Annotated in this window: 16 protein-coding genes; 2 read left to right on the top strand and 14 right to left on the bottom strand. The window is 49.0% G+C overall.

Going from position 1 to position 16,665, the window contains the following annotated elements; translation table 11 throughout:
* Nucleotides 1–12 precede the first annotated feature (12 nt).
* The 6 genes from BUB38_RS02310 to radC all read right to left on the bottom strand — a co-directional run bounded on the left by BUB38_RS02310 (nucleotide 13) and on the right by radC (nucleotide 7,173).
* Nucleotides 13–1,698 carry a GGDEF domain-containing protein gene (locus BUB38_RS02310; protein WP_073156427.1) on the bottom strand — a complete coding sequence of 562 codons (1,686 nt, stop codon included), beginning with the start codon at nucleotides 1,696–1,698 and terminating at the stop codon, nucleotides 13–15.
* 22 nt (nucleotides 1,699–1,720) lie between these two features.
* On the bottom strand, nucleotides 1,721–2,206 hold the full coding sequence (locus tag BUB38_RS02305; RefSeq protein ID WP_073156424.1) for a dihydrofolate reductase: 486 nt from the start codon (nucleotides 2,204–2,206) through the stop codon (nucleotides 1,721–1,723).
* A gap of 96 nt (nucleotides 2,207–2,302) precedes the next feature.
* Nucleotides 2,303–3,115 (bottom strand): thymidylate synthase, encoded by an 813-nt coding sequence (locus BUB38_RS02300; protein ID WP_073156421.1) that lies wholly within the window; start codon nucleotides 3,113–3,115, stop codon nucleotides 2,303–2,305.
* Between the two features lie 122 nt (nucleotides 3,116–3,237).
* Nucleotides 3,238–3,495 (bottom strand): hypothetical protein, encoded by a 258-nt coding sequence (locus tag BUB38_RS02295; RefSeq protein WP_073156782.1) that lies wholly within the window; start codon nucleotides 3,493–3,495, stop codon nucleotides 3,238–3,240.
* Nucleotides 3,496–3,568: 73 nt separating this feature from the next.
* Nucleotides 3,569–6,244: an OmpA family protein gene (locus tag BUB38_RS02290; RefSeq protein ID WP_083541835.1), complete on the bottom strand. Its 2,676-nt coding sequence runs from the start codon at nucleotides 6,242–6,244 to the stop codon at nucleotides 3,569–3,571.
* Nucleotides 6,245–6,444: 200 nt separating this feature from the next.
* Nucleotides 6,445–7,173 carry a RadC family protein gene (gene radC / locus BUB38_RS02285; RefSeq protein WP_083539601.1) on the bottom strand — a complete coding sequence of 243 codons (729 nt, stop codon included), beginning with the start codon at nucleotides 7,171–7,173 and terminating at the stop codon, nucleotides 6,445–6,447.
* A gap of 372 nt (nucleotides 7,174–7,545) precedes the next feature.
* Between radC and ilvB the strand changes: the two genes are divergently transcribed.
* Nucleotides 7,546–9,264 carry a biosynthetic-type acetolactate synthase large subunit gene (gene ilvB / locus BUB38_RS02280; protein ID WP_073156416.1) on the top strand — a complete coding sequence of 573 codons (1,719 nt, stop codon included), beginning with the start codon at nucleotides 7,546–7,548 and terminating at the stop codon, nucleotides 9,262–9,264.
* A gap of 21 nt (nucleotides 9,265–9,285) precedes the next feature.
* Nucleotides 9,286–9,780, top strand: a complete 495-nt coding sequence (gene ilvN, locus BUB38_RS02275; protein WP_073156413.1) for an acetolactate synthase small subunit — start codon at nucleotides 9,286–9,288, stop codon at nucleotides 9,778–9,780.
* Nucleotides 9,781–9,853: 73 nt separating this feature from the next.
* Here ilvN and BUB38_RS02270 read toward each other — a convergent pair whose 3' ends face one another.
* From BUB38_RS02270 to BUB38_RS02240, 8 genes are all read right to left on the bottom strand, one after another.
* Nucleotides 9,854–10,144 carry a hypothetical protein gene (locus BUB38_RS02270; RefSeq protein WP_073156410.1) on the bottom strand — a complete coding sequence of 97 codons (291 nt, stop codon included), beginning with the start codon at nucleotides 10,142–10,144 and terminating at the stop codon, nucleotides 9,854–9,856.
* Between the two features lie 24 nt (nucleotides 10,145–10,168).
* A complete protein-coding gene (locus tag BUB38_RS16215) occupies nucleotides 10,169–10,315 on the bottom strand; it encodes a hypothetical protein (RefSeq protein WP_158535404.1) in 147 nt (48 codons plus the stop codon).
* A gap of 56 nt (nucleotides 10,316–10,371) precedes the next feature.
* Nucleotides 10,372–10,785, bottom strand: a complete 414-nt coding sequence (locus tag BUB38_RS02265; protein ID WP_073156407.1) for a hypothetical protein — start codon at nucleotides 10,783–10,785, stop codon at nucleotides 10,372–10,374.
* Between the two features lie 206 nt (nucleotides 10,786–10,991).
* Nucleotides 10,992–11,681, bottom strand: a complete 690-nt coding sequence (locus BUB38_RS02260) for a hypothetical protein (protein ID WP_073156404.1) — start codon at nucleotides 11,679–11,681, stop codon at nucleotides 10,992–10,994.
* A 53-nt stretch (nucleotides 11,682–11,734) separates the two neighbouring features.
* On the bottom strand, nucleotides 11,735–12,778 hold the full coding sequence (locus BUB38_RS02255) for a glycosyltransferase (protein WP_254794851.1): 1,044 nt from the start codon (nucleotides 12,776–12,778) through the stop codon (nucleotides 11,735–11,737).
* Between the two features lie 50 nt (nucleotides 12,779–12,828).
* Nucleotides 12,829–15,312: an NPCBM/NEW2 domain-containing protein gene (locus BUB38_RS02250; protein ID WP_073156398.1), complete on the bottom strand. Its 2,484-nt coding sequence runs from the start codon at nucleotides 15,310–15,312 to the stop codon at nucleotides 12,829–12,831.
* Between the two features lie 27 nt (nucleotides 15,313–15,339).
* Nucleotides 15,340–16,209 (bottom strand): Cof-type HAD-IIB family hydrolase, encoded by an 870-nt coding sequence (locus BUB38_RS02245; RefSeq protein WP_073156395.1) that lies wholly within the window; start codon nucleotides 16,207–16,209, stop codon nucleotides 15,340–15,342.
* Nucleotides 16,210–16,218: 9 nt separating this feature from the next.
* A complete protein-coding gene (locus BUB38_RS02240) occupies nucleotides 16,219–16,602 on the bottom strand; it encodes an MJ0042-type zinc finger domain-containing protein (RefSeq protein WP_073156777.1) in 384 nt (127 codons plus the stop codon).
* Nucleotides 16,603–16,665: the final 63 nt, after the last annotated feature.

Genomic DNA, 16,665 nt, shown 5'->3' with positions numbered 1-16,665 from the left:
GAAATAAGAAATCTATCGACGGATCAAATCCGACTTCATGCCGACCTTCATGGCATACATTTTCTTATCGGCAGCGGAGTACACCCCACTTGCACTCATGGGGCCGCATTCGCTGCGGTACGCCACACCGTAAGCCGCTTCCAGAGGAACTGGCAAACCGGATTTTCCCACAAGCATCTTATCCTTCATAGAGTTGATTGCAAAATTGATATCTTCCAGATGTTCTTCACGGACAATGGCAACAAATTCATCACCACCCATACGGATTGTCGCACCCACACCCTCAAAGGAGCCTCTCAAGATATTCGCAAAGACCTTGATCAGACGGTCACCCGTGCTGTGGCCATACTTGTCGTTCACATACTTCAAGCCGTTCATGTCGATGCTGACAATGGCGAAATCTCCGTCGGACCTATCAAGCACATCAAAAATCTGTTGGCACTTGGCGCGGTTATAAAGCCCGGTCAGGCTGTCGATATACACCATGGCGGCAAGCACTTCCTTTTCGGTCCTGTCGGCCACCAGTTTATACAAATAAACCAAATAGCTCAAGACCAAAAGCATCACAAAGCTCAAGGTTCCCAGGGGAATCCAGGTCACGTCCCAGCGAAAAGATTCAATAGCCAAATACTTAAAGACGTTGTATCGGATCAAGTCCGCAAAGGCCACAACACCAAAGGAAAGAACACCCCATGTCAGGAACTTTCCAGACAGGTCCGTCTTCTTGCTGTAGACCACGCCACTGAATGCCATATACAGGAAAGCAACACCCACATAAATATGGAAGGGCAACAAGGTCTGGGGGAAATGCAGAACGTTGGTAAAATGCAGAATAGAAGTAACCAGGGCATAGCAGGCGCCAAAGGCAACCAGCGTTACCAAGCCCCACCACCTCCAGGTCTTAATCTGACCACGACGCATATCCATCAGCAGGAATCCCAACGGAATCGGGGACATATACAAGCTGAAATATTCAATGGTGGTGTTAAAGGAAAAGTTAAACGAAAAGACCTGAATCAATTTTGTGTAGCAGAGAGTCCATGTTCCCAGGGATAGGGAAAGCAAACCGATCATCTGGAATCTGAAATAACCGGTACTGAAAAAACTGACTACAGCACAGATAACCACCGATAGCAGTCCGAACAGAATCAGGAAGATACCCACGAACAAGGCCAGCGCATGTGACGCAAAAAAGTCCGTATTGGCATAGCTAGATGGCAGGATATCGATGGGAGAGAAATTCGAGAAGGCTCCGTCTTCGGTAGCCTGAATGGAGATACGAATACGCTTGCCGGCAGAATTGGGACCAAGATACACATAGTGCAGACCGCTTCCCACAATACGGTTACTCTCGTAAAGTTTATCGCCATAGGCATAGATCAGTTCTTCATCTTCGAAGACCTTCACCACACTATGGTAAACCTTGAAGCGCATGACCGAGCGAGGGAACGTATTGCTGGGGAGCTTGCGCTCCAAAACAACTACTTCATCCTTATCCACCGTCTTGGGCAATATGTGTCCGGCGATTTTCGGGACATGCTTAGTTTCCCCATTTACAACAAGAGTCCAGTCATTGTCCAGGGGCATGACGAGGTCAGAGACTCCGCTTTCCTTTGTAGCATTAAAGAAGAAAAAGGTCAGGATGATCATCGCAATGGTCACCGTGAACGAGATAATCTTGTTTACCTTCTTCGACATTTAATCCTACAAACCTATAAAACTAGCGTTCCCACACCTCGAACGTGGTCGCGAAGTCGTTCTTTTCGTCGGCCGGGAAATCTTCAGAGCTAACCTTGCGCCAGCCCTCACCCCAGTCCGGTAAAAACACATCTCCATCCACATTTGCGTGAACTCTAGTTAGATATAACTTTTTTGTAAGAGGCATGGCAACATTATATATAGCCGCACCCCCAATAATAAAGCATTCTTCCTCTCCTGCAGCCTCTGCAGCCTTAATAGCGGACTCCAAATCGCCGCAAACGACACAGCCAGGAGCAGCAAACTCAGGATTTCGAGTCAATACATAATTCGTACGATTCGGCAGAGGTCTCCCGATATCATCGTAGTTCTTGCGACCCAGTATGATGGAATGACCTGTTGTAATCGCCTTAAAGCGTTTCAAATCAGCAGACAGATGCCAAGGCAAATGACCATCACGGCCAATCACATTGTTTTCGGAAACAGCGACAATAGCAGAAATCAACATAGGAAATAGTGGTTAGTGGTTAGTGATTAGTGGTTAGTGATTTGTAGGTAGCGTCAACTATTTGCTGACAACTGTTTACTAACCACAGACCACTGATTAAACAGCGATGGGAGCCTTAATGGTGGGCCACGGATCGTAATCAACCAGTTCGAAATCCTCAAACTTAAAGTCGAAGAGGTCCTTGATTTCGGGATTCAACTTCATGGTAGGCAGCTTGCGAGGTTCGCGGGAAAGCTGTTCCTTTACCTGTTCGAAATGGTTGGAATACAGATGAGTGTCACCCAGGGTGTGGATGAATTCGCCCGGTTCATAATCGCAAACCTGAGCCAGCATCAAAGTCAGCAGAGCATAGCTGGCAATATTGAACGGAACCCCCAGGAAGGTGTCTGCGCTACGCTGATACAGCTGACAGGAAAGCTTGCGCTTGCCAGATGCGCCAACGCCACCCACATAGAACTGGAAGAGGCAGTGGCAAGGGGGCAAGGCCATCTTATCCACTTCGGAAACGTTCCAGGCACAAACCAAGTGGCGGCGAGAGTCGGGATTGTTCTTCAGACTGTTCACCAGGTTCTTGATCTGATCGATGTGTCCGCCCTCAGGTGTGGGCCAGCTGCGCCACTGATGACCATATACCGGTCCCAGGTCGCCATTTTCATCAGCCCATTCGTCCCAGATGGTCACCTTGTTATCGTGAAGATATTTGATGTTGGTGTCGCCCATCAAGAACCACAGCAGTTCGTGGATGATGGAACGAAGGTGGAGCTTCTTTGTAGTCAAACAGGGAAAGCCCTTGGACAAGTCGTAACGGCACTGACGACCAAAAACGGAACGGGTTCCAGTTCCAGTGCGATCGGAGCGGTCAACGCCGTTTTCCATAATGTCTTTCAGAAGATCGAGATATTGCTGCATAGAGGGTAACGCGGAAAGGTTAAAGGTTAAGAGAGGCGAGAGACGAGATATGAGTTGTTATAATCGCGCCGGGGGCGCCTTACTTTAATTCACTGTTCAAAATTCATTGCTCACAGCTCAATTCACTGTTCACTATTCACTGCCATTTGTTCGTTGCCGAAAAGTTCCAGTCGCTTGTAGGGCTTCGCACCTTCGACTTCCTTTTCTACCAGCAGGCGGTTCAGGGCATTCAAAATCAAGTCCTGCGTATGGCGGGGAACGGGCTTCTTGCCGAGGCGAGCCTTCTGCACCATCTTATGGTTAAGGTGTTCAGCATCCATTTCCACCAGGTCATGGTTAGAAGCTTCAATAGCAGTCAAAATTTCATCAAGCTTTGTCATAACATTAAAAATAACAAAAAAGCCCCCGGACTTTTTGTCCGAGGGCTTCATTCGCTAATATCGCGTTGTTCGATTACGGAACGTAGTTGCTATGGCAGCTCATACCGTCATCGTCCGGGCTTACGAAGACCATTTCGATACGGCGGTTGTTTTCACGGCCATCAGCAGTGCTGTTGTCGTCGACCGGGCAAGTCGGGCCCATACCAATTGCCTTGATACGATCCTTCTTCACGCCAGCCTTGGTCAGTTCCTTCATCACAGATTCAGCACGCTGCTGAGAAAGCTTGGTGTTGGTCTTTTCCTTACCAACGTTGTCGGTATGACCCTGGATAACGATCTTCAGATCCTTATATTCGTCATTTTCGACAAGCTTCTTAGCAATGGACTTCAGAATCTTCTTGGCGTTGGATTCAAGGGTAGCCTTACCAGACTTGAAGGTTACGCCGTCCAGCTTTTCAGGAGCCTTCTTGGGGCAACCGTGGCCATCGTCACCGGCAATATCCGGGCAACGGTCGATACCGGTACATACATCCTTGAACTGATCCAGGAGCTTCTTATCAGCAACCCACTGAGAGCAGATGCCATCCTTATCGGAGTCCGGATCGTCGTCAATCGGGCAACCCTTATTCCATTCCGGACCTGCTTCATCTTCGCAGCGGTCAATACCATGGCAGACATCCTTGAACTGGTCAAGCATACCCTGCTTCTTCACCCACGGAGAGCAGAGGCTATCCTGGTCGGGGTCCGGATTTTCAGCCGGGCAGCCCTTATTCCATTCCGGACCTGCTTCAACCGGGCACTTATCGACGCCGTGGCAGATGCTTGCAAAGTCCTTCTGCATACCCTTTTCAGTTACCCACGGTGCGCAGAGGCTGTCACCGTCAGCATCCGGATTGTCCATGGGGCAACCCTGAGCAAAGGCTTCACCTGCTTCAGTGGGACACTTATCGATACCCTGGCAGATACCTTCGTACTGTTCCAGCAAGCCCTTCTCAGTTACCCAAGGATCGCAGAAGCCATCCTGGTCGGTATCCGGATTACCCAGCGGGCAACCTTCGTTGTTTGCCGGACCGAATTCGGTGGGGCACTTATCGATACCCTTACAGGTCTTTTCAATGAAGTATTCAGCCTTCAGGTTTTCATCTTCAGCAGCCTTTTCGAAGTAGTAGCCCATCTTCTTCTGAGTTACCCATTCGTCGCAAAGGCCGTCGTTATCGGAGTCCGGATCATCCCACGGGCAGCCCTTATTGGCCTTAGTACCAGCTTCGCCCGGGCACATATCGTAACCCTTACATACGTCAGCAAATTCGTTCAGAACGCCTTCGTCAGTTACCCACGGAGAGCAGAGACCGTCATTATCCGGGTCCGGCTGCTTGGTGGGGCAACCATTGAATGCAGGAGAACCGGCCTGGTTCGGGCATTCATCGATGCCGTCGCAAACATCCTTGAACTTCTTCTGCATCTTTCTCTGAGATACCCAAGGATCGCAGACACCATCTTCATCCGGGTCCGGATTACCCAGCGGGCAACCATCTTCGCCTTCACCCGGTTCGTTGGGGCACTGGTCTACGCCTTCGCAAACTTCGGAGAATTCATCCAGGAAGCCCTTTTCGGCAACCCAGGCATCGCAAACGCCATCTTCGTCAGCATCGGGATTACCCAGCGGGCAACCCTGGTTCAGACGATGACCGTAGTCATCCGGGCACTTATCTTCATCATCCACGACGCCATCGCCATCGCGGTCCTGGGCAAGCAGGAAGCCGCTCCAGGTCAAACCACCGTAAACGGTGTATTCCGGATTCACGCGAGTAGGCATGTAGTTAACCTTGTTGCCATTTCCATCCTTGTTGGGGATAGAGACGACAACACCCTTTTCCCCACCCAGATAGTAAGAAGCACCCATATGGAGATCCAGACCAACAGGCAGATGGAACACCAGGGCACCGGTCAACTGCTTGGAGTCAAATTTCTGATCTTCCACAGGCCAACCACCAACATTCGTGGTTATACCATCCAACTGGATATCCCAGTGATATTCCAGGAACAGGGACAGGAAGTCCAGGAAGTAAATTTCTGCGGCAGCATTCAAGTAAGGCAGAGACAGATATTCGCTATTAGTTGTATAGCGGTAGCCACCATTCAAGTGGAGCAGGAACGGATAGGCGTCAGTCTTTTCAAGATCCATGGTCACGGCAAGGCCGAAGTCCAGGGTGGTATTCTTGGTACCATACGGATAGGCAACACCAGTGTTCTTGTTTACGTATTCCGGATAGCGAACCCAAAGGCCCTGCTTCTTGGCATCAGCAGTACCAGCAGCGACACCAGCATAGACGGCCACGTCCATGGGCTGATCTTCGGGAAGAGGGAAGCGAGCCTTCAAGTCACCCTTCAGGTTACCGACATAACCCATCTTTTCCATGTCGCCGTTTTCGCCACGCTTGTACTGGTCATAGTACACAGGCAGGGTAACGCCCAAGTCAAAGTAATGCCAGATACCGATGGCAAAACCCACATTAGCGTTGATACCCGTAAAATCAGCAACAGGAAGTCCGTCTGCACCTGCAGGGAACATGTTGTTGCCAAATGTGGCATCACCCAAAAGGGTAAACACCAGCTTGGAATGTCCAAGAGACTGGGCAGACTGGGTGTTATTCACACCGACAAAGCCTTCCTTATTGATTGTCTGGGGATGACCTGCAAAGGCAGAAGCCGCCAAAGCGAGGGCAAGACCCATAGCTACTTTTTTCATAGCATCTCCTTATGAGTGGGGCGCCACCAAACACGGCACCCAGAAATTAACTAAGTAAAATATAGTTTCTTGACAAAAAAAACTTATAAAAGCATTAGCCAAAATGCGATTAAAAACACACAAAAGGGGGGGCGCAGCCCCTTTGTGAAAAAAGATTTACATACAATTCGGTGTTGCGAAAATCACATCACAAAAGCACTCTACATTTCCATACCCCGTTCAAACAGTTCCGAGTGGAGCCGACAAATGCTGGTAAACCCCTTACGTCCCACTATAATATGATCCAGAACGGGAATCTGGAGAATTTTTCCCGACGCACAGAGAATCCGCGTAATGGAAATATCTTCCTGACTGGGAGACGTCGAACCCGAAGGGTGATTGTGGGCGAAAATAACAGACACGGCACGGTCTTCGATTGCACGGGCAAAAGCTTCGCGAGGATGAACCGGAGTCTGATTCACAAGCCCAGTCGTCAATTCATGAACGCGGATGACGTCGTTGGAGGAATTCAGCGTCACCAATACAAGATGTTCCTGTTCCTCATACTTCATATAGGAAAGCCTAGGCAGCAAATCTTCGGGCGAAGAAACGGAGCTCACGTTACCACTGAGGATATAGCGCCCCGACAATTCAAGGCAGGCAAGGACCTGGGATGCCTTTACACGGCCCAGCCCCTTGATCTTACGCAGACGCTGAAGCGAAGGAATCGTCGATTCAGAAGAAAGAAAATCTGCCAGATGCCTGGACAATTCAAAAACATCGCAATTCTGGCAGCCGCTACCGAGAATCAGCGCAAGCAGTTCCTCATTGCTCATAGCCGAGGGACCAAGCCGTTCAATTTTCTCGCGAGGAAGAAGCGACGAATTTTCAACAGGGACCTGATAGACCAAGGCACAATCCTTTACAGAAATCGCATTATACGGAACCATAAAACTCCTTTTTTGAAAGGTTCTCTCTTATACACGAGTTTTTCAAAAAAAGATTCGCTTACATTTTGCTTTCATTTATAATTCCGCATTCAAGGAAAGGTTTTTCAGTTCCCAAAAGGCATTCAAACCTTTTATTTTCACGGTTCATCAGTCCAAAACGTTCATTTTCAGCGAACAAAAAACAACATGAGGCAACATTTACAGAAATAAAAACGTGTTTTTAATCAAACAAAAGACCAATTCCCCCAAATTTGCATTCCAAAACCATCATTTTTTCAAAATAATTTCATCAAACTCTTACCATTTACCCTATGTTTGACTATATTTTCGCCATATTATAAAAGTTATAAACCATCCGAAATAGGAAATTTTATGGCAAATAAAACCTTAAGCGGCGCAGAAGTGATCATCGAATGCCTCAAGCGTGAAGGCATCGACACCATTTTCGGCTATCCTGGTGGATCCGCTATTCCGATGTTTGACGCAATTCTTGATTCCAACATCAAGGTTGTCCTCACCCGTCACGAACAGGGCGCAACTCACATGGCTGATGGCTATGCTCGTCAGACCGGCAAGGTCGGCGTTGCCCTCGTTACTTCCGGCCCGGGTGCTACCAACACCTTTACTGGCATCTACACTGCCCTCATGGATTCCAGCCCCATCGTTGTGCTGGCCGCTCAGACCACCACTCCGAACCTGGGTAAGGACGCCTTCCAGGAATGCGATACCAGCGGTATGACTTTCGCTGCCGTCAAGCACTCCTACCTAGTGAAGGATCCCAACGATCTTCCCCGCATCATGAAGGAAGCTTTCCACATTGCACGTACTGGCCGTCCGGGCCCCGTGCTCATCGACCTCCCGAAGGATGTGACTGCCGGCGCTTGCACCGCACCGTTCACCGATCAGATGGACCTTCCCGGCTACAAGATTCCTACCTACGCTCCTGCAGAAACCGTAGAAAAGGCTGCTGAATTCCTGAAGAAGTCCAAGAAGCCCCTGCTCCTCGTTGGCCACGGCGCTATGATTTCTGGCGCAGCCCGTCAGGTTAAGGAACTGGCAGAAAAGCTCCAGGCTCCCGTAGCTTGCACCCTCCTCGGCCTCGGCACCTTCCCCACCGACCACGAACTTTCTCTCGGTATGCTGGGCATGCACGGTACTGTTTACGCAAACAAGGCTGTGCTTGACTGCGACCTGATTCTCTCCATCGGTTCCCGCTGGGACGACCGTATCACCGGTAAGCTTGAAGTGTTCTGTAAGGACGCCATCAAGATGCACATCGACATCGACCCCGCCGAAGAAGGCAAGGTTCTCCAGCCGGATGTGTTCATGTGCGGCGATGCCAAGATGGTTCTGGAACAGCTCCTGCCCCTCGTTTCTAAGCTGGACTCCGCAGAATGGGTCAAGACCTGCCAGACTTGGAAGAAGCGTTTCCCGCTGACCTACCCCAAGCAGGGTGGTCTCCGTATGCAGCACATCGTGCAGACCGTCAGCGACCTTACCCAGGGTAAGGCAATCGTCACTACCGACGTGGGTCAGCATCAGATGTGGGTTGCACAGTTCTTCAAGATCAACAACCCCCGCCAGCTCCACTCCAGTGGCGGCGCAGGCACCATGGGCTTCGGCCTGCCCTCTGCAATCGGTGCAGCATTCGGCAACACCACCGGCTGGCCCGTCTGCAGCTTCAGCGGCGATGGTGGCTTCCAGATGACCGAATTTGAACTTGCAACCGCAGCAATCCACAAGCTGCCCATCAAGATTTTCGTTCTCGACAACAAGTACCTGGGCATGGTGCGTCAGTGGCAGGAACTGTTCTACGACCACCGTTACTCCAGTGTCGACATGCAGGGCAACCCTGACTTCGTCAAGCTGGCAGAAGCCTACGGTATCCCGGGTCTCCGCATCAAGCGCGCTGCCGATGCAGAACGCATGATCCAGAAGGCTCTGGACTACAACGACGGTCCTATCGTTATCTGGTGCGAATGCGAAAAGGAAGACAACGTGTTCCCCATGATTCCGGCAGGTGCACCTTTGACCTCCATGATTACTGAACAGCCCAAGACTCAGCTGGACAAGCCGACTGGATCGACCTAATCACGGAAAGGAGATAAAAAAATGATTTCTACAGCTCATTCTATTAGCTTGTTAGTCGCAAACCGCCCGGGCGTGCTCGTTCGCATCGCTCTGGTGTTCTCCCGCCGTGGTTACAACATCGACTCCCTGGTCGTGTCCCCCACGCTGGACCCCAACTTCAGCCGCATGAACATTGTGGCTCACGGTAATCCCGAAATCTTGATGCAGATCATCAAGCAGCTGGAAAAGCTGGTTGACGTTGTGCAGGCCAAGGACCATACCAACATGAACGTGGTGGAAAAGGAGCTTGCCTTGATCAAGGTTCGTTGCGCTCCGGAACAGCGTACCGAAATCCTGCAGCTCTGCGATCACTTCAAGGCTGTTACCGTTGACATGACCGAAAACTCCATGATCATCCAGATTACCGGCAACACCGATAAGATCGATGCCATGAAGAGCCTGTGCCAGAAGTTCGAAATCGTCGAATACATCCGCACCGGTAAGGTCATCATGCTCCGCGGTGAAGACAAGACTTAGTTTTATTACGCTTTGTTGACCAATTAAGAAAGCCCTCGGTTCATTCATCACCGAGGGTTTCCTTATTTCATTCTTAAGACTTTTTTAGCCAGGAGTATTTGTCAGCCAACTCAATCACGGACCTAAACAGATAACAAACTGGTGGAATCTTCAAAAGTTTGCGAAGAACGGGAATGTATTTTTTGCACTTCTGGCGAAGTTCCTCCCCCGTCATCTTCGATGCGGTAAGCGAAGCAGCAGCGTGATCCCAGCCTGCGCGAGCCCGGTCAGAATCTTCTTCTAGAATCGCCAACATCTCATCAAGATTTTGCCCAAGAGTATTGAGTATTTCTTCTTGTCTATCGGGAGATTTTCCTTTATTCATAAAGTCTCGAGCCACCTAAAGGCGTCACTTTGCCAGAACTTTTTCGATTTCAGCAATGTACAAGGTGTGCATTGAATCGTTTGCGTACCAGCGATCAAGAATGCTCTTGTCGATGAAGCTTTGTTCATCAAACTTCTGGGCGAAAAGTTTCTTGCAGACCAAAACCTTCAATCATCTTGATCGGATTCTTTTGAAGTTCTTCTGCGGTAATTACATTGTAATTCATATTAAAATCCTATAACAGCTTCTGAAATTTCGTTAGCTTCGTCAGAACCATCGTCTGCGTATTCCGGGTTAAATTCTCCCCAGCCATCACTGGTGCCACAACCTACGCCTACATCAAGGCTGGCCCACTTAAAGGCTCCGAAGACTTTCTCGAAGCGTTCCATCAGTTCAGCAAAGAATTCCTCGGGCAGTTCATCTTCCACAAAAATGGATCCGTCCATGGCCATCAGGGCGCTTTCAGGCAATTCCTCAAAACGGCATTCATACTCGTCCATCATGACGTCGTCTACAGAATACCATTCGCCGCAGTCTTCACTTGGGAGCTCTGCATCAGGGAAACTTTCCATAATTTCGTCATAAACACCAGAAAGTTGGTCCGTTTCGCCTACAAAGCGCATCAAAATTCTACAACTCATATCTTCTCCAAGAAATTTTTCTGCTAATAAGACAAATATAATCGAATTGCATTGTGATAAAAATAACACTCAAAAAAAATTTAACCACTTTGAGTTGCCAAAATTTCACGGAGATTACTATCTTAATAATCAAGAACTCTTTGTTCTCCTCCTAACCCCCCAAAAAAAAACACCCAGCCGCAAGGTTGGGTGTTTTTGTTTTCGTTTTACTTTTTCTTAACGATGCGGAAAATACCCTGACGGTTAAATTCCGGTGAATCCTTGGGGAAGGGATTCTTGGTTTCAAGACGTAGGACATAAATACCGTCTTCTTCAAGATCCACTTCAGAACCGGATTTTGCCGGAATGCCATCACCAAACAAGGCGTCTGCCACAAAAAGCAACTTGCTCTGGGCATCTTCTTCGGAAGCTGAGACACAAAGATCCGGCAAGCCAAAGCAGGCCAAGCCCAGGGTATAGAGAAGGTCTCCATTTTCTACGAAATTAATCCACGGGTCCATGGGATATTCTCCATCCCCCACTTCTTCGCGGAACCCCTCGACACTCCAGGCGGCACCGGATTGCTGCATGTAAACGCCCAGGGCGCCTGCAGAAAACATCTTGAGAATTGCCATGTTCACCTGATTCACTTCGTCAACATTCTTAGCTTCTCCCAGCAGGAACAGCAAGGATTTGTGAGCTTCGATAGCGGAAGCGGCATCGGCAGAAATATCCTGGTGTTCCCTGAAGATTCCAGCAAGTCCATCAACATGTTCCTTGCGAACCACATTAAACATGACCGTACAGCCAGGGATAATGGCAGACTTGGCATCGGCGGCCAAGGTTACATTTTCGTTGACAACCACCGGAGCGGAAGCTTCGCAGGTCATGGGAAAGGCTAATACAAACTGAGGCATAAATTCTCTTTTTATAAAGTTAGACTTTTTTTATTACGGTACCAATTTTTTTATCAAACTCTTTTTCTAAAGGATTGCAGAACGGCCTGTTTCAAAAGTTCATTTTTTGGGGTATCAGGGAGCCGAACGTCATCCGAAGATTGAGAGATCATTTGCAACAAACTACGGTTATCAAAGTTCTTTTCATCAATAGTCAACGCAGACCTGGCTTCCGCTAAATCACGGGCAAGAACAACTTGTTCGTATTGTCCGGGAGTCGGAACAAAAATGCACTTCGCCTTGAGAACGGCCATATCCATAATGGTCGAATATCCTCCACGGGAAACAATCCAATCTGCAGATTGAATGGTTTCGGCAAAGGCTTCATCTTCCAGGTGGGTAAAGAAATCCACATTCCCTTCGTTCCAGCTCTTTACACCCAGAGCGGGACGTCCCATGATAATTGCGTGGCGTCCTTCAATTTTTGAAAAAGCCTCTTTCAGCATATTTTCAAAACGGCTTCGGGCCGGTTCCACGCCAGAAACCACGGCAACAAACTTGTACTTCGGCGCCGCCTGTTCTTTTTGTCGAGTCTCCTGCCCCGCAAATCTAGACAGGGCCCCCACAAACTTTATAGGACGGGGCGCAAGGGAAACGTGAGACATTCTTCCGGCAAAGCCCGGATATTCCGGCAAGTCAGGAACCCAGACTTCGTCAAAATGGCGCATGACGGCAGCATGCCACAAGATTCCCGTAGGTTCAAAAGCCGATAGCATCGGAGGGAACGCAATACGGCGCTGATGCGTCATGTAGATCGACTTCGCCTTCCTGCTGTAAAAACCAAATCGGTTATCAGAAACAAGGACGTCGAAGCCATGGGACTCCACCATTTTTTCGGCATACATCCGTTCAAAACGAATCACCTTATTTAGATGGGCTCCATTTTTCAAAAGCCACAGCCCCATGTTATAGCCATGTTTCGGATATACAATATTGTAGCTGGGAGCCAGATGCTGACGCAGGTTCGGAAAGATCCGACGCAGCAATCCCGCGTTGGACTTTACCACAGCCAGTTCGACCTTGGCGCCCTGACGCAGGAATTCACGAATAACGGGCACGCACCGAGTGGCATGCCCAAGGCCCCAATCCAAAGGAGCCACTAGGACTTTCACTTAGCCTTCTCCAGCCAGATGTTGGCCCAGTCACCGTGGTCGCAATCCTTGTTTCCGCCCATGTCGATTCCCAGCACAATCGTTTTTACGCCAGCGACGTCCACATCGATAGACTGCTTTTCTGTCGGGTACAGACGCTTGCTGCGGAACAATTCACGCCCGTCGCCTGTAATGATGAAGCTGGCACCATCACCGCAAGCACTTTCGTCATCTAGACCAATAACGGAGTGCAGCACGCTATATGATGCAGGCAGCTTGAACACGATGCTGGAATTTGCATGGGAACCGATACCGTAGCGGAAGACTTCTTCATCTAGCGTTAGACGATGATGTTCTACGGATTCATTAATCTGGGGAGAGCCCCAATCCTGAGAATAACTATCAATCTTGAGGGATGAAAGAAGCAGAACATTAGGATCTTCGATAAAGAAGTCCTTAAGCACGCGCATGGTGTCGTTATCGGGCATCAGACATTCAAGGCTAGCGCGGTTCATACCGGCCCTGATTTTTGCAGAATCAAGCTGCAGCGTATCAGAATTCAGGGAGACCACGAGATCTTCCTGCAGTTCGCCGTTCAAGCTATACTGGCAGGTAATGGACTCGGGGAACATCTTGCTGACCACGAAGCTGTTGTTTTCCATTTCGGAGACAAACATATTCTGCTGGTAAGCGGACACGCCCTTCTTGGCAATGATCTTGTAAATCGCCAGAGGATAGCCAAACAGTTTAGGTTCCAGCAGGACGCGTTCATTCTTATAGTCGTTAAGGATGCCGTCAATCTGGGTCGTAGTCTTGAAGCCAACCACTCGGCTCTTGCGGTTCAATTCACCATAGCCGTCCTGGCCTCGGACCAGATAGATATTGCCATTGGAAACCTGGGACCACTTGGCGAATGTTTCAGTATCCCAACCCATGAAGGTTCGTTCGCTAAAGGCGCTGTGACCAGAAGCCAGCATCTGCCAGGGACGAGAATAGATGAAAATTGACTTTTCGGGATACGAGGCCAAAGCCGTATTCAGGTAATCTTCTTCGCCCAGCAATTTGTTCTTGTAGTAAAGCATATTGCTGCGATAGCTGTTTCCGTGATAGACCATCAGCCCCACAGACATAAGGCAAGCGATCAAGGCGACAATCTTGCCTGCGGCATCGAGACGCATTTTAGTTGCAAACTGAAGAGCATCGAAAAGGCCCAAAGCCATGATCAGGGCAAACAGCGGCAAGGCGACAAGTACGTATCGCTGGTTGATGTCGATGGTAAAAGTTCCAGACACGTTAAACATGATTACGAAAATCTGGAGACAGAACGTTAGACCGAGTAGCAATCCCTTACGGTAACGCTTAAAGGCAACTGCACGAACCAGAAGCCACACCGTTGCCACCAACAGGATAATGGTAAAACTGGTATAGAAGGGGTTCATCATAATGCCGCCGAAGGAGGGGTCTTCCTTCAGGTTCAGCATGACTTCAATATTAGTCTTCAGATTGAACCACAAGTTTTCAAAGGAATGAGCGGCGTGCTCCCCACCCTGGAAATCATAACCTCGATAAGCGGCCATGGTATTTACAGAGGGCCAGCTGACAGTAATTACCGCCAGAACAAAGAGGGGCAGACGATTTACCTTTTCCAGGAAATACTTATGATAATAAAGGGCAAAGGGAATAAACGCAAAAACGGTTTCCTGACGGGTCTGGGCAAAGAAGCCCAATAAGGGAACAGTCAGCATGAAATGTTTCCAGTTCACCTTGTTGGCGGGAACAAAGGCGTACCAGGCCATAAGTACCGAGAGCAGGAAAATATAAAGCACTTCGGTAGAAGCGGAACGGGCCTGCAACAAGTATATAGGCATACCACCCAGGAATGCTGTTGCCGCCAGGGCCGTCCAGCCATTCTTAAACCATTTTGATAATGCCAGGAAGAAGAACAGCAGGCTTAGCAAATAGAACGGATAATTGACCAACAAGGCCGTATCGCGATTCGGTTCTGCAAAGTTAAACACCAGGGAATAGACAAATCCTAGAGCCTTGCCCTTGAAGTTATTTACTTCATTCTTGCAATCCAGAACGTCGCCATTCCAGATACCTTCGTTGCAAATTCCCCCTGTATGCTGGAAATACATCTGCAGGCCCATAGACTCCCAGCTAGTTTCATCACTGAGGACCCGGTGGGTATTTCCGATGTTTCCAAACATGAAAACAGAAAAAATCAAGGTCACCAGGACAAAGCCGCACATAGGCTTTCCTGAGGGCAGGAACGACTTCAAATGCTTAGAGGTCGAAGGGATGTTTATAACGACACCGACCAACAGCAAAATGAAGGTCAACAAGATGGAATAATAACCCCAGTCAATATCCCAACGTCTAGCGAAAGGAACCGTCAGGTTGTTAAAAATCAAGAAGGCTACAACCATAACCGCAAGCGTTGCTGCAGCAATGGATGCTTCCTTCTTCCCAAGGTTAAGGGAGGCGAACCATTTTTTCATGGACCCAAATCTAGAAAAGATTGGATCTTATCTAATCACGAACTTGCGGATGACTTCGGCAATTCCGCCATGATTGTTGTCTGCTTCGGTAATGTAGTCTGCCTTGGACTTGGCAATTTCGGATCCGTTGACCATGGCAACGCCAAGACCGGCGGCCTCGATCATGGGACAGTCATTTTCTTCGTCACCGCAGGCAATCGTATCGGACAGAGGGACTTTATAGAAATCCGCCATGAATCGAACAGCGTCACCCTTGTTGGATTTCAGGTTTGAAAATTCCAGCATTTCAGGTTTGCTAAAAACGTCAAACAGGTTGCCGGCAGTGGTTTTACGCATTTCGGTTCGGAATTCTTCGAGGCTTCCGTGTCCGAAGGGGGTAATGACGTTCACCTTGATGGGAGACGGCTTTATGACCACGTTGATAGGGACTGCGGGGGCAACCGGAGCCGTTTCACTTTCTAGAGAGGCGAAGTACTCCACAACGTTGTCTACAACGAGGTAGTCCATCATCATCGTTTCGCAGTACTTTTTCAGTTGGTCCGTCTCATATTCTGAAATAACCAGGTCACCGGCATAGGTATGGGCGTGCATACCACAGGAATGGGCGGCATCCATAATGGACTTGACGGATTCTACGGGAATACGTCGGGTAAGGATCGGCTGCTCGGTGGCACAATCGTAAATAAGTCCGCCATTAAAGCTGACCAGGAAAAAGCCAGGTTTGAAGAATCCATACTTCTTGGCCAATTTTTTAGCACTTGTCAGTGGACGTCCAGTCGTAATAAGGAACTTGTTTCCCTGATCCAACATATGCTGAATGGCAGCCATATCCTCGTCAAGGATAAGCTTCTCGTCGGTCAGCAAAGTACCGTCTAGGTCAGAGAAAAGGATTTTCATACAGGCCCCTTAAAGCTGGTCCAGGAAGCTTTCGGCATCCATTTCATCCAGTTCCTTCTGGAGGGCCGCCAGGGATTCGTCGGTAATGGGAGCCTTAGGTTCCGGTTCCCTTTCTTCGGCGATAGCATTGGAAGCATCCACCATCTGACGGAGTGCATCGGCAACTCCAGCCAGGGAGCCATCACGGCTAACGGCGGCCTCTATGGCGCGACTTAACTTTTTGCGCAGGTTTGCAAATTCATCGCGATCCAGTTCGCCCACTTCCCCGTGACAGTACATCAGGGGTGTTTTGCATCGGGCACAGCAAAAGACCATCATATTAGCCTTTTCGCCCTGAAGTTCAACATCAAAAGAGGCGCCACAGTGAGGGCAATCAATATGCAATTTTTCCATAGAATACAATTTAGAAAAATAACAGAACGAACAAATGTTTTTAAATTTGACCTACCTATTTGA

The sequence above is a fragment of the Fibrobacter sp. UWH5 genome (assembly GCF_900142505.1).
GTDB lineage: Bacteria > Fibrobacterota > Fibrobacteria > Fibrobacterales > Fibrobacteraceae > Fibrobacter.
This window is presented reverse-complemented; position numbering and strand designations above follow the sequence as displayed.

Coding starts and splice junctions, on each gene's coding strand:
- BUB38_RS02310 (WP_073156427.1), bottom strand. CDS start 1,698: ATGTCGAAGAAGGTAAACAAGATTATCTCGTTCACGGTGACCATTGCG.
- BUB38_RS02305 (WP_073156424.1), bottom strand. CDS start 2,206: ATGTTGATTTCTGCTATTGTCGCTGTTTCCGAAAACAATGTGATTGGC.
- BUB38_RS02300 (WP_073156421.1), bottom strand. CDS start 3,115: ATGCAGCAATATCTCGATCTTCTGAAAGACATTATGGAAAACGGCGTT.
- BUB38_RS02295 (WP_073156782.1), bottom strand. CDS start 3,495: ATGACAAAGCTTGATGAAATTTTGACTGCTATTGAAGCTTCTAACCAT.
- BUB38_RS02290 (WP_083541835.1), bottom strand. CDS start 6,244: ATGAAAAAAGTAGCTATGGGTCTTGCCCTCGCTTTGGCGGCTTCTGCC.
- radC (WP_083539601.1), bottom strand. CDS start 7,173: ATGGTTCCGTATAATGCGATTTCTGTAAAGGATTGTGCCTTGGTCTAT.
- ilvB (WP_073156416.1), top strand. CDS start 7,546: ATGGCAAATAAAACCTTAAGCGGCGCAGAAGTGATCATCGAATGCCTC.
- ilvN (WP_073156413.1), top strand. CDS start 9,286: ATGATTTCTACAGCTCATTCTATTAGCTTGTTAGTCGCAAACCGCCCG.
- BUB38_RS02270 (WP_073156410.1), bottom strand. CDS start 10,144: ATGAATAAAGGAAAATCTCCCGATAGACAAGAAGAAATACTCAATACT.
- BUB38_RS02265 (WP_073156407.1), bottom strand. CDS start 10,785: ATGAGTTGTAGAATTTTGATGCGCTTTGTAGGCGAAACGGACCAACTT.
- BUB38_RS02260 (WP_073156404.1), bottom strand. CDS start 11,681: ATGCCTCAGTTTGTATTAGCCTTTCCCATGACCTGCGAAGCTTCCGCT.
- BUB38_RS02250 (WP_073156398.1), bottom strand. CDS start 15,312: ATGAAAAAATGGTTCGCCTCCCTTAACCTTGGGAAGAAGGAAGCATCC.
- BUB38_RS02245 (WP_073156395.1), bottom strand. CDS start 16,209: ATGAAAATCCTTTTCTCTGACCTAGACGGTACTTTGCTGACCGACGAG.
- BUB38_RS02240 (WP_073156777.1), bottom strand. CDS start 16,602: ATGGAAAAATTGCATATTGATTGCCCTCACTGTGGCGCCTCTTTTGAT.